Consider the following 12713-nt stretch of genomic DNA (forward strand, 5'->3'; position numbering starts at 1 on the left):
ATAAGTTTCCGGATTTTTCCGGCTGATGAAGGCTTGTCAACCTTGCTTGCCGCTGCAATTGCAGCACCTGTGAGATCGAATATGCCATGGCGAGCTCGCATGGTCTCCCCCGGGTTAAGTGGTCTCCATCCCCTCTTCACGGTGCAGCGCCACCTGGCGAATCGACAGGCGCAGCTCGGCCGACAGCACGCGCTTGGCCACGCCTTCGGCCAGTTCGCCAAGCTTGTCGCGGTACCCCAGTTTGCCTTGCGCGTCGGCGTGCACTACGCCTTGCTGAAGCAACGTCTGGATGAAATGGCGGAACAACGTTTTGTCGAAGAACTCCGGGGCGTTCAGGCCATGCAGGATCGACAGGCGCTGCGCCATCATCACGCACAGGTCTTCCAGCGCTTCGGCGCTGAGGCTGTTCTGCCCGCTGTTGAGCAGCAGCGAAGTCGCCATGTAGAAGCGCTGCAGGGTTTGGGTGATGGTGCGAGCGAGCAAGGTCAGCAACACGAACTGCCGCGAGCTGGGCGCCGGGCGGATATACACGTCATGGTCCTGGCGCAGCAGCCCCTGCTCGACCAACGCGGCCAGCCACTGGTCGATCACCGCGTCCAGCTGCTCTGGCGACCAGCGCAGGAACAGTTCGGCCTGCAGGTAGGGGTACAGCGCGTGCACATACTGGCCCAGCAGTTCGCGGCTCATGCGTGAGCTGCTGTGGAAGAAGCTGGCCAGCAGCGCCGGCAGGGCGAAGATGTGCATCACGTTGTTGCGGTAATAGGTCATCAGTACCGCGTTGCCTTCATCCAGGTACAGGATGCGGCCTAAGGCGTCCTTCTGCTCGGCCACCAGGTTCATGCTGCGCACATGTTCGATCAGCGCCTGGCCGTTGCCGTCGGGCAGGGTGATGTGGGGAGAGTAGGGCACCTGGCGCAACAGCGCCAGGTACAGGTCCAGCACTCGGGTCAGGGCGCGTTCGTCCAGGGCCAGGCGGCTGGTGGACAGCAACGCCAGGGCCACCAGGTTGACCGGGTTGATCGCGGCCGCCTCGTTGAGGTGGCGGGCCACGGTTTCGCCCAGGCGGGTGGTGGTGGCGTTGAGCCAGGCCGGGCGGTACTGCGGGCCGTGGTCCTGCTCACGCCAGCCGGGCTGCTGTTCGTCGAGGAAGCCGGCCAGGCGGATCGGCTCGCCGAAGTTGACGTAGACCTGGCCAAAGCGCTGCTTGAGCGCGCCGAACACCTTGAAGATGTCGAAGACCGATTCTTTCTTTTTGCTGGCACCGCGCAGCTCGCCCAGGTAGGTGCGGCCTTCGAGCACGCGCTCGTAGCCGATATACACCGGCACGAAGACGATCGGCGTGCGCGACGAGCGCAGGAAGCTGCGCAGGGTGATGGCCAGCATCCCGGTGCGCGGTTGCAGCATGCGCCCGGTGCGCGAGCGGCCGCCTTCGACAAAGTACTCGACCGGAAAGCCCTTGGTGTACAGCGTGTGCAGGTATTCGTTGAACACTGCGGTGTACAGCGGGTTGCCCTTGAACGTGCGGCGCATGAAGAATGCGCCACCGCGGCGCAGCAGGTTGCCCACCACGGGCATGTTGAGGTTGATGCCCGCGGCCACATGCGGCGGGGTCAGGCCGTTGCGGAACAGTAGGTAAGACAGCAGCAGGTAGTCGATGTGGCTGCGGTGGCACGGCACGTAGATCACTTCGTGGCCGGGGGCGATGCCCTGTACTTGCTCGATATGGTTGACCTTGATGCCGTCGTAGATCTTGTTCCAGAACCAACTCAGTACCACTTCGAGGAAGCGGATGGCGGTGTAGGTGTAGTCCGAGGCGATCTCGTTACCATAGCGCAGTGCCTGGGCTTCGACCTTGGCCAGCGGCAGGCTCTCGCGCTGCGCTTCGTCGACGATGGCCTGGCGTACCTGGGGCGCGTGGACCAAGCCCTTGACCAGGATGCGCCGGTGCGAGATGTCGGGGCCGATGACGGCAGTTTTGAGGTTGCGAAAATGCACGCGCATCAGGCGCTGGGCCATGCGCACGGTGCGCTCGTGGCCTTTGTTGTGCTGCACCAGTTCGCGCAGGTGAATTGGTGCGGAGAACTGCACGCGGGTCTTGCGCCCTAGTATCAGCACGGTCAGCAACCGGCGCAGGCGCCCAGTAACCGCCCAGCTGTCGGCGAACAGCAGCTTCCAGGGGCTGGATTCACTGGCCGGGGTTTGGCCCCAGAACACGCTGACCGGGATAATCTGCGCATCTTCCTCGGCATGTTGGCTAATGGCAGCGACCAGGCGTTCGAGCGTGGGCGGGGCGCCGCGTTTGTCGTGGCGGCCGAGCCAGTCCGGGTCGGGGGTGAGGTAGAAGAATGCGGCAGGCTCCTGCAGCGGGCCGACCGCTACTGGCAGCACTGGGCGTGGCAGCCCCGCTTTGGTGCATTCATGGTCAAGCACGGCCAGGTCGGTAAGCGCGGGCGACGGCAGGGCATAGAACACTGGGCGGCTGCGGTCGAGCTTGAGGGTGAGCGAAGATTGGTTGATGGTTTCGGAGCGCACCCACAGGTACAACAGGCGACGCAGGGCGCCGAAGATCAGGCGGCGCAGGGGGGAACGGGTCATGGGGTGTGTGCCCTGGGTGTGATGTTCAGGTGAGTATCCAGGGCATTAGTCTGCCGTATCGGCGTAAGTTCAGCAAAAATCGGCCAACAGCGTGTCCGTCATCAATCTTTTTTGTTCTGTGTCATATACTCGGCCTGCCACTTGCAGGATATTTCAGCAAGCGGCGTCGGCACGGGGCGGTGACCTCGTGTCTGCAAGGCGATCTTCACAATAAAAAAACCGGAGTAGTTCAGATGTCGTCTCGTGAGACTGGGAATGTAAAGTGGTTCAACGATGCCAAGGGTTATGGCTTCATTCAGCGCGAAGGTGGTGCGGATGTGTTCGTCCACTATCGGGCGATCCGCGGTGAGGGGCATCGTACCCTGGTCGAAGGGCAGCGGGTGGAATACGCCTGCGTGCAAGGCCAGAAAGGCCTGCAAGCCGAAGACGTAGTGGGCCTCTGAACCTCTAGTTTCAAGCCGTAGGAGCGGGCTTGCCCGCGAAGCAGCCACCACGGTGGATGGTACAGGCAAGCCCGCTCCTACAGAAACCAGCAACGTGCAGCTTCATGTACGCCAGGTGATTTCCTCTTCACCGTCGGCGCTGATGCGGACCCAGCGGTCGGCATCTTCTTCCCCATCTTCCTCCACCCAGCCACCCGGCGCGCAGCGCACTTCCACACCCAGTGCGGCGAAGGCGGCACGGGCGCAGGCGACGTCATCGGCCCACGGCGTCTGGTCGCTTTCCAGGTACAGGCTGTTCCATTTCCCTACAGCCTTGGGTAACCAAGTGACCGGAATGTTACCGGCCTGGCATTTGAACGTCTGGCCTCTCTGCTTCCACTCGCTGCACGGGCCGATCGCCTGGGCGAGCCACTCGGCAACTTGCTTGTGGTCGACGTCGGCGTCCTTCAGGTAAATCTCGATATCAGGTTGGCGCATAAGGGCTCCGGGTGTGCTCAGTCTTGGCGCACGAAATAGTCATAACGCATGGAAACCGTGACGTCGAACGGTTCGGGCTGGTCGATTACCCGGGCACGTTTTTCGGCGCTGGCGCGCCAGCCGTGCGGAGTCATGGCCAGCAAGTCGGCGCGGGCCTTGGGCGCGGCCAGGCTCAGGCGGAACGCGAGGGTTTCGCTGTGGGCATGGACCATGCCTTCAGGGACCAGGGCCAAGTGCTTGTCGTCGGCGTAAGGGCGCACTTCATCGTAGAGCACCTCGCGCAATTCCATCAGGTGGCCGCTGGTCGGCCCTACACGCATCAGCCCGCCGCCAGGGCTGAGCAGGCGTTTGGCCTCGGCCCAGTCCAGCGGGCTGAACACGCTGGCGATGAACTGGCAGCTGGCGTCGGCCAACGGCACACGGGCCATGCTGGCGACCATCCAGGTTACGTCCGGTGCCCGGCGGCAAGCGCGCTTCACCGCTTCGCGGGAAATGTCCAACGCGTAGCCGTCGGCGTTCGGCAGCGCTTGGGCGAGTTGCGCGGTGTAGTAACCTTCGCCGCAACCAATGTCCAGCCAGGCGCCGGGTTGGCGCTCGGCGGCAAGTTCGGCCAGGCGGCTAGCGACCGGCGCGTAGTAGCCACCCTCGAGGAAGTCGCGACGGGCCTCGACCATGGCTTGGTTGTCACCCGGGTCGCGGCTGTTCTTGTGCTGCACTGGCAGCAGGTTCAGGTAACCCTGGCGGGCGCGGTCGAAGCGGTGGCCGGCTGGGCAGGCCACACCGTTGTCGAGCCGGCTCAGGGGCGCCTGGCAAAGAGGGCAGGCGAGCATCAGGCGAGCAACCGGACCAGGGTCTGGTAGTAGATTTCGGTCAGCAGGTCGAGGTCGCTGGCCAGGATCCGCTCGTCGACCTGGTGGATGGTGGCGTTGACCGGGCCAAGCTCGACCACCTGGGTGCCCATGGTGGCGATGAAGCGGCCATCGGAGGTGCCACCGCTGGTGGACGGCTGGGTGTCGCGGCCGGTGACGCCCTTGATGCTGGCCGAAACGGCGTCCAGCAGTTCGCCCGGTTCGGTGAGGAACGGCAGGCCCGACAAGGCCCAGTCGATCGACCAGTCCAGTTCATGCTTGTTGAGAATGGCCGATACCCGCGCCTGCAGGCCTTCGACGGTCGACTCGGTGGAGAAACGGAAGTTGAACAGTGCGGTCAGCTCGCCCGGGACCACGTTGGTGGCGCCAGTGCCAGAATTGAGGTTGGAGATCTGGAAGCTGGTCGGAGGGAAGAACGCGTTGCCTTCATCCCAGTGTTCGGCTGCCAGCTCCGCCAGGGCCGGGGCGGCCAGGTGGATCGGGTTGCGCGCCAGGTGCGGGTAAGCCACATGGCCCTGCTTGCCGCGCACGGTCAGCTTGGCACCCAGCGAGCCACGGCGGCCGTTCTTGACCACGTCACCCAGCAGGGTGGTGCTGGATGGCTCGCCGACGATGCACCAGTCCAGGCGCTGGTTGCGCGCCTTCAGGCGCTCGACCACGGCCTTGGTACCGTGGTGAGCCGGGCCTTCCTCGTCGCTGGTAATCAGGAAGGCGACCTTGCCGCGGTGGTTCGGGTAGTCCTGCACGAAGCGCTCGCTGGCGACCACCATGCACGCCAGGCTGCCTTTCATGTCGGCGGCGCCACGGCCGCAGAGCATGCCATCGGCGTCGATCAGCGCTTCGAACGGTTCATGCTGCCATTGCTGCACCGGGCCGGTGGGCACCACGTCGGTGTGGCCGGCGAAGCACAGTACCGGGCCGTCCTGGGTGCCGTGGCTGGCCCAGAAGTTGTCGACATCTTCAATGCGCATCGGCTCCAGCTGGAAGCCCACCGCGCCCAGGCGGTTCATCATCTGCGCCTGGCAGTCGGCGTCGACGGGGGTGACCGAGGGGCGACGGATCAGGTCGCAGGCCAGTTGAAGGGTAGGCGAGAGCTCGGCAGGGGCCGTCATGGGGAACTCCGGGGCAAGGCAAGGCGGGGAAATCTGAGGGGCGTTATCTTATATCAAATGGTTTCAGGCGGCACGGCCCATTCGCCGGCACGCCCGCTTCCACAGGTACTTAACAGCTCTGAATGTCTGTGACGGACCTGTGGGAGCGGGCGTGCCCGCGAATGGGCTGCAAAGCAGCCCCCAAATCTCAAGCCTGCTGCGCCTCGGCGGCCTTTTCCCCGGGCTTGGGCAGTGACGACAGCAAAGCCATCACCAACGCCGCCAGGTACGGCAACGACTGCACCAGCAGCATCGCCACCCAGAAGCGCATGTCCGAGCTCGGCAGCCCTTGTACCAGGAAGATGCCCAGCGCCGCACCCCACAGCAGCAACATGATGAACAGCTCTTCGCGCGCTTCGGCAATCGCCACCAGCAGGCCATGGCTGTCGGCGTTCTTGGGCGTGCGGAAGAACGGCATGCTGCTGGTAAAGAACCCATACAGCACTGCCTTGGCAATGGTGTGCGACAGCGCCAGCCCCGCTAGCGCCGCGGCAAAGGCATCCTTCAGGTTCACCCCTACTGCGCGGCGGTAGAGGAAGATGATCTTGCCGACCTTGAAGAAGAACAGTGCCAGCGGCGGGATGGCGAAGATCATCAGCGGCGGGTCGACCCGGTGCGGCACGATGATCATCGCCGCCGACCACAGCAGCGCGCCGACCGTGAAGAAGATGTTCATGCCATCGGCGATCCACGGCAGCCAGCCGGCCAGGAAGTGGTAGCGCTGGCCACGGGTCAGCTCGCTGCCCTTGCCGCGCAGCAGGGCGCTGGCGTGGTGCTTGATGATCTGGATGGCGCCGTACGCCCAGCGGAAGCGTTGCTTCTTGAAGTCGATGAAGGTGTCGGGCATCAGGCCCTTGCCGTAACTGTTGTGGGCGTAGGCGGCCGACAGGCCCTTCTCGAACACGCGCAGGCCCAGTTCGGCGTCCTCGCAGATGCACCACTCGGCCCAGCCCAGCTCTTCCAGCACGCTGCGCCGGGTCATGGTCATGGTGCCGTGTTGGATGATCGCGTCACGGTCGTTGCGGGTGACCATGCCGATGTGGAAGAAGCCCTTGTATTCGCTGTAACACAGCTTTTTGAAGGCGCTTTCGTGCTGGTCGCGGTAGTCCTGCGGCGACTGCACCACGGCAATTTTCGGGTCGGCGAAGTGCGGCACCATGTGCTTGAGCCAGTTGCGGTCGACGCAGTAGTCCGAGTCGATCACTGCAATCACTTCGGCGTCCTTGGCGGTGTGCGGGAGCAGGTAGTTGAGGGCACCGCCCTTGAAACCGGCCAGGGGCGCGACGTGGAAGAACTTGAAGCGCTCGCCGAGTTTCTCGCAATGCGCCTTGAGCGGCTCCCACACGGCCGGGTCCTTGGTGTTGTTGTCGATCACCAGCACTTCGTAGTCGGGGTAGTCCAGCGTGGCCAGGGCGTCGAGGGTCTGTTTCACCATCTCCGGTGGCTCGTTGTAGCACGGTACATGCACTGACACCTTGGGCCGGTAGGCACTGTCGGCCTGCACCGGCAAGAACTCGCGGCGGCGCTTGTGTATCCACACCGCTTCGGCCAGCTCGTGGGCCTCGGTGAGCAGCACGATGAACACCCCCAGCGCGCCGAGGGCCAGCAGCACGCCCACGGTCAGGCTGAACCAGGTGCTGTATTGCTGGCTGTAGTCGTAGGCGATCCACACCAGCACCGACCCACACAGGAACGTGATGAAGGTCAGGAAGGTGCGGCCGCGCTGGCGCAGGGCTGAGCCGTCGATGAACAGCACCATCAGGGCAATCATCGCCAGCACCACCGAGGCCACCGCCAGGGCCCGCCACTGTGGGATCGCCACTACCGGGCCGTCGAAGTTGAATTTTTGCTGGCGCTCGGCGTTGTACACGCCCCAGTAGGCGCCCACCGAGCCTTCGTCGCTGGCCTTCCATGGCTGGTCATAGGCTTCGATGACAAAATAATTGTAGCCACGCCGGTTGAGGGTGTTGACCAGGGTACGCAAGTAAATGGCCTGGTCGGCCTGGGTGGCGTCGGCACCACCGCGCATGCGCCCGTTACTCGGCCAGCCGACTTCCGAGAGCAGCAGCGGTTTGCGCGGGAACTGGTGCTTCAGCTCGCGGGCGCGGTCGAGCACGAATTCGACCGAATCCTTCATCGGCACGAACTCCCAGTACGGCAGGATGTGCGCGGCAATCAAGTCGACGTGCTTGGCCAGCTCTGGGTTTTCCTTCCAGATGTGCCACTGCTCACTGGTGGTCACCGGCACCTTGACCGCTGCGCGTACTCGGTCCAGGTATTTGATCAGGTTTTCCGGCGTGACTTCTTCACGGAACAGTGCCTCGTTGCCAACCACTACCCGCACCACGCTGCGCGAGGTGTTGGCCAGCTGGATGGCCGTGGCGATTTCGCGCTCGTTGCGCTCCAGGTCCGGGCTGATCCAGATCCCCAGGGTCACCCGCAGGCCGAATTCTTCGGCCAGGCGCGGGATATCCGCCTGGGTGCCCTCCACGGTGTAGATACGCACGCTGTCGGTCAGTTTGCTCAACTGCTCCAGGTCTTGGCGCATCTCGTCGTCAGTGGGGTACTGGCCCTTCTGCGGGCTTTCACCCAGGCGGAACGGCGAATACGAAAAGCCAGAGATCTGCTCTGGCCAGGCAGGCGCGGAAACCGGGCGATTGATCAGTGCCCAGAACCCGGTGAACAACGCGGCAATGGCCAGGACCACGACCAGGTTCAAGCCGAATTTACGTGAAGACATTGTCGTCCATATGTGTCGAAGTGGTAGGACATTAAAGCAGGGTTAGTAGTCTCTTTCCTAACGATGCAGGCCAAGGGCCCACTGGCATATAATGCGCGCCGGTTTTTTGGGGTATGAACATGAGCACAGAAGATCCACGCTTCGCCGGCGTTGCCCGGCTGTACGGCGACCAGGGGCTGCACCGCCTGGGCCAGGCCCATGTGGCGGTGGTCGGTATTGGCGGGGTAGGTTCCTGGGCGGCCGAAGCGCTGGCCCGCAGTGGCGTGGGCGAGATCACCCTGTTCGACCTCGACGATGTCTGCGTCAGCAACACCAACCGCCAGGCCCATGCCCTGGAAGGGCAAGTGGGGCGGGCCAAGGTCGAGGTCATGGCCGAGCGCCTGCGGGCGATCAACCCGGCTTGCACGGTGCATGCGGTGGCCGACTTCGTCACCCGCGACACCATGGTCGAATACATCACTGAAAACCTCGACTGCGTGATCGACTGCATCGACAGCGTCATGGCCAAGGCCGCGCTGATTGCCTGGTGCCGGCGGCGCAAGATCGCCATCGTCACCACCGGTGGTGCCGGAGGGCAGATCGACCCGACGCAGATCCAGGTCGCCGACCTGAACAAAACCTTCAACGACCCGCTGGCCTCACGGGTGCGTTCCACCCTGCGCCGCGACTACAACTTCTCGCGCAATGTCAGCCGCAACTATGGCGTGCCGTGCGTGTTCTCCAGTGAACAGCTGCGTTATCCCAAGGGGGACGGCAGCGTTTGCCTGCAAAAGAGCTTTGTCGGTGAAGGTGTGCGGCTGGACTGCTCGGGGGGCTTTGGCGCGGTGATGATGGTGACCGCGACCTTTGGCATGGTGGCGGCGAGCAAGGCGGTGGAAAAGCTGGTGGCCGGGGCGCGGCGGCCCTCGGAGCGGGTCAAGCCTGAATAGACTGCGTGGGCTTTTTCGCGGGCAAGCCCGCGAAGAAGCCAGCACCGATTCAGCGGCTGGACGCCAACTCCGCCATCCGCTGCAACACCGCATGCAGGCCATTGCTGCGCGAAGGCGACAGTTGGCGCTCCAGCCCCAGCTGAGTGAACCACTCACGCAGATCAACCCCGGCCAGTTCTTTACGGTTTAATCCCTGCACCCGCACCAGCAACAACGCCAGCAGCCCCCGCAACAAGCGCGCATCGCTGCTGGCCTTGAACCGCCACACCCCCACGATCTGCTCGGCCACCAGCCATACCAGGCTTTCGCAGCCATGCACCCGGTTGGCCTCGGTCTTTTCGCTGTCCGCCAGCGGCTCCAACCGGTCGCCCCACTGCATCAGCAGCCGCGCACGCTGTTCCCAGCCCTTGGCCTGCGCAAACGCTTCCAGCGCCTGGCGCGCCTGTTCCGGCAGGCTCATCGCAACAGCTCCAGGCCCTGGTCCAGCGCGTCGAAGAAACGCTGCAAGTCGTCGCTGTCGTTGTACAGCCCCAGCGATACCCGAATTGCGCCCTCCAACCCCAACCCCTTGAGCAGCGGCATGGCACAGTGGTGCCCGGCCCGCACGGCAATACCTTGCTCGGTTAGCAAATGGCCGATGTCGGCGTTGTGCACGCCGTCGATGACAAAACTGGCAAGGGCCGCCTGTGGCGTGCCGAGGATGCGCACACCATCCCGGTCCGCCAAGCCACGCAGCAGGTGCTGGTGCAAGCTGGTTTCATGGGCTGCGAGCGCCTGGGCATCAAGGCTGGCCAGGTAGTCCAGGGTCGCGCCCAGGCCAATTACCCCGGCGATCGGCGGGGTGCCCGCCTCGAACCCCAGTGGCGCCGGGCGGAAGCTGGCGCTTTGGTACTCGGCCAACTGCACCATTTCGCCGCCAAACTGCCAATGGCGCAACAGTTCCAGTGCCTGACTGCGGCCGTACAGCACGCCGACGCCTTCCGGGCCGTACAGTTTGTGGCTAGAGAATACATAGAAGTCGCAGCCCAGTTGCTGCACATCATGGCGGCCATGCACCACGCCCTGGGCGCCGTCGACCACGGTCAGTGCGCCTTGGGCGCGGGCGTGAGCCAGCAGCGCCGGCAGCGGCTGCCAGGTACCCAGCACGTTGGACAGCTGGCTTACCGCCAGCACCCGGGTGCGTGGGCCGATCAGTTGCAGTGCCTGGTCTAGGTCGATGTGGCCGTGGGCATCCACAGGCAGTACCACCAGACGCAGGTTGCGCCGGCGCGCCAGCTGTTGCCAGGGCAGCAGGTTGGCATGGTGCTCCAGGGCGCTGACGGCAATTTCGTCACCGGCCTCGTAGCGGTGTTCCAGCCCATAGGCCAGCAGGTTTAGCGCCGAGGTAGCGCCGTGGGTGAAGATGATCTGCCGTGAGTCTGCGGCATTGAGCCAGGCGGCGACCTTGTCGCGGCTGGTTTCGAAGGCCTGGGTCGCCAGTGCGCCGGGCAGGTGCTGGGCACGGTGCACGTTGGCTGCACCATGGCCGTAGTAATGGCTCAGGGCATCGAGCAGGGCTTGAGGTTTCTGAGTGGTTGCGGCGCTGTCCAGGTAGGTCTGGTGCTGCCGTTGCAAGGCGGCGATGGCGGGGAAATCGGCACGCCAGGGGGAGGGCTGGAACATGGTCGCGGGGCCTGGAATGAAAATCGGGTCTGGCGTGGTGCCAGACCCGATCTTAACATTTCAAACGCTGAGAATGCGCTGTTCGCGAGCAAGCTCGCGTGTACAGGGCCTGAAGGATTCTCAGTTGTGCGCGTGCAGCGCCTCGTTCAGCTCGATGGCCGACTTGTGGGTCTTGCACTCCACCGCACCGTTCAGCGAGTTGCGGCGGAACAGCAGGTCGGTCTGGCCAGCCAGGTCGCGGGCCTTCACCACCTTGACCAGCTCGTTGTTTTCGTCCAGCAGGTTCACCTTGGTGCCGGCGGTGATGTACAGGCCGGCTTCGACGGTGTTGCGGTCGCCCAGTGGGATACCGATACCGGCGTTGGCGCCGATCAGGCAGCCTTCGCCGACCTTGATGACGATGTTGCCGCCACCGGACAGGGTGCCCATGGTCGAGCAGCCGCCGCCCAGGTCCGAGCCCTTGCCGACGAACACGCCAGCGGACACGCGGCCTTCGATCATGCCCGGGCCTTCGGTGCCGGCGTTAAAGTTGACGAAGCCTTCGTGCATGATGGTGGTGCCTTCGCCGATGTAGGCGCCCAGGCGCACACGGGCGGTGTCGGCGATACGCACGCCGGCTGGCACCACGTAGTCGGTCATTTTCGGGAACTTGTCCACCGAGAATACTTCCAGCAGCTCGCCTTTCAGGCGCGCTTCCAGTTGCAGCTCGGCAAGCTCGGCCAGGTCGACCGCGCCGCGGTTGGTCCAGGCCACGTTCGGCAGCAGCGGGAAGATACCCGCCAGGCTTACGCCGTGTGGCTTGACCAGGCGGTGCGACAGCAGGTGCAGCTTGAGGTAAGCCTCTGGGGTCGAGGTCAGCGCGGCATCTTCGGCCAGCAGGGTGGCAACCAGCGGCTTGTGGCTTTCGGCCAGGCGGGTCAGCAGGGCGGCCTGGGCGGCGTCCACGCCTTTCAGGGCTTCGGCCAGTTGGGCGGCCTGGGCGTTGCTGAAGGCGATGGCCTGGTTGCCACCTTGGTAACCGAGAACAGGGGCTACAGCGGCAACCACTTCGGCGCTCGGGTTGAGCAGCGGTTGTGCGTAGAACACTTCCAGCCAGGCGCCCTGGCGGTTCTGGGAGCCGACGCCGAAGGCCAGGCTGAACAGGGTATTGGACATGTGATTACCTCGTGCGAAATAGGGTAGGGGCTCAGGCCAGGGCAGCGGCGTACAGGTCGGGCTTGAAGCCCACCAGTGTACGCGCGCCAAGGTCGAGCACTGGGCGCTTGATCATCGACGGCTGGGCCAGCATCAACTCAACGGCCTTGGCCTGGTCGAGGTCGGCCTTGCTGGCGTCGTCCAGCTTGCGGAAGGTGGTGCCGGCACGGTTGAGGATGACTTCCCAGCCGTGTTCGTCGCACCAACGGTTCAGGCTGTCACGGTCGATGCCTTGGGTTTTGTAATCGTGGAATTCGTAGGCGATGGCCTGGTCTTCGAGCCAGGTACGTGCCTTTTTCATGGTGTCGCAGGCTTTGATGCCGTAGAGCGTGTAGGTCATTGTGTGCATTGGGGTCACAGGTTGCCCCAATCTCTCCATTTTTCGATGTCAGTCGCGGGATTATGCGGGAACGATCCTCGCGACGCCACGCCTATGGCGCCCATGTCTATTGGTCAAGGTGTGTTCAAGCAACCAGGCGTTGTACCGACCCAATGATCTCATCACCATGTTGCTGTTCGGCGGTGCGTAGATCGAAGGTGGTCTGCAGGTTGAGCCAGATTCGGCGCATGGTGCGCACCAGCGTCAGTCGCGATTGCTGGGTATCATCATGTTACATATTCCCCCGCCACCTGCGACTATCGTGCAGCGGCCC

Annotated in this window: 11 protein-coding genes and 1 pseudogene; 2 read left to right on the forward strand and 10 right to left on the reverse strand. The window is 64.0% G+C overall.

Annotated elements, in window-relative coordinates:
• Positions 1-114: 114 nt before the first annotated feature.
• Entirely contained in the window at positions 115-2595 is a 2481-nt protein-coding gene (gene plsB, locus DV532_RS05645; protein ID WP_056796364.1) for a glycerol-3-phosphate 1-O-acyltransferase PlsB, read from the reverse strand.
• Between the two features lie 233 nt (positions 2596-2828).
• Here plsB and DV532_RS05650 point away from each other — a divergent pair, with 233 nt between their 5' ends.
• Positions 2829-3038, forward strand: coding sequence for a cold-shock protein (locus DV532_RS05650; protein ID WP_003252255.1), 210 nt, complete (start codon positions 2829-2831; stop codon positions 3036-3038).
• 102 nt (positions 3039-3140) lie between these two features.
• Here DV532_RS05650 and DV532_RS05655 read toward each other — a convergent pair whose 3' ends face one another.
• From DV532_RS05655 to DV532_RS05670, 4 genes are all read right to left on the reverse strand, one after another.
• On the reverse strand, positions 3141-3515 hold the full coding sequence (locus DV532_RS05655; RefSeq protein ID WP_056796367.1) for a hypothetical protein: 375 nt from the start codon (positions 3513-3515) through the stop codon (positions 3141-3143).
• A 17-nt stretch (positions 3516-3532) separates the two neighbouring features.
• Complete coding sequence (locus DV532_RS05660; protein WP_056796371.1) at positions 3533-4345, reverse strand: putative RNA methyltransferase; 813 nt, start codon at positions 4343-4345, stop codon at positions 3533-3535.
• Positions 4345-5496 (reverse strand): succinyl-diaminopimelate desuccinylase, encoded by a 1152-nt coding sequence (gene dapE / locus DV532_RS05665; RefSeq protein ID WP_056796374.1) that lies wholly within the window; start codon positions 5494-5496, stop codon positions 4345-4347. The genes DV532_RS05660 and dapE overlap by 1 nt, the downstream gene beginning before the upstream one ends.
• Positions 5497-5683: 187 nt before the next feature.
• On the reverse strand, positions 5684-8275 hold the full coding sequence (locus tag DV532_RS05670) for a glycosyltransferase (protein WP_056796376.1): 2592 nt from the start codon (positions 8273-8275) through the stop codon (positions 5684-5686).
• Between the two features lie 119 nt (positions 8276-8394).
• Here DV532_RS05670 and tcdA point away from each other — a divergent pair, with 119 nt between their 5' ends.
• Positions 8395-9204 (forward strand): tRNA cyclic N6-threonylcarbamoyladenosine(37) synthase TcdA, encoded by an 810-nt coding sequence (gene tcdA / locus DV532_RS05675; RefSeq protein WP_162241105.1) that lies wholly within the window; start codon positions 8395-8397, stop codon positions 9202-9204.
• Positions 9205-9253: 49 nt separating this feature from the next.
• Here the strand turns inward: tcdA and DV532_RS05680 are convergent, their stop codons facing one another.
• The 5 genes and pseudogenes from DV532_RS05680 to DV532_RS31145 form a co-directional block, all read right to left on the reverse strand.
• Entirely contained in the window at positions 9254-9664 is a 411-nt protein-coding gene (locus DV532_RS05680; RefSeq protein ID WP_056796382.1) for a SufE family protein, read from the reverse strand.
• Positions 9661-10866, reverse strand: coding sequence for a cysteine desulfurase (locus tag DV532_RS05685; RefSeq protein ID WP_056796385.1), 1206 nt, complete (start codon positions 10864-10866; stop codon positions 9661-9663). Before DV532_RS05685 ends, DV532_RS05680 begins: the two co-directional genes overlap by 4 nt.
• A gap of 120 nt (positions 10867-10986) precedes the next feature.
• Complete coding sequence (gene dapD, locus DV532_RS05690; RefSeq protein WP_056796388.1) at positions 10987-12021, reverse strand: 2,3,4,5-tetrahydropyridine-2,6-dicarboxylate N-succinyltransferase; 1035 nt, start codon at positions 12019-12021, stop codon at positions 10987-10989.
• Between the two features lie 31 nt (positions 12022-12052).
• Entirely contained in the window at positions 12053-12400 is a 348-nt protein-coding gene (locus DV532_RS05695) for an ArsC family reductase (protein ID WP_075043977.1), read from the reverse strand.
• A 124-nt stretch (positions 12401-12524) separates the two neighbouring features.
• Positions 12525-12632 (reverse strand): annotated as a pseudogene (locus DV532_RS31145) (addiction module antidote protein, HigA family); the annotation flags it as partial.
• Between the last annotated feature and the right edge of the window lie 81 nt (positions 12633-12713).

The organism is Pseudomonas sp. Leaf58 (assembly GCF_003627215.1).
Classification (GTDB): domain Bacteria; phylum Pseudomonadota; class Gammaproteobacteria; order Pseudomonadales; family Pseudomonadaceae; genus Aquipseudomonas.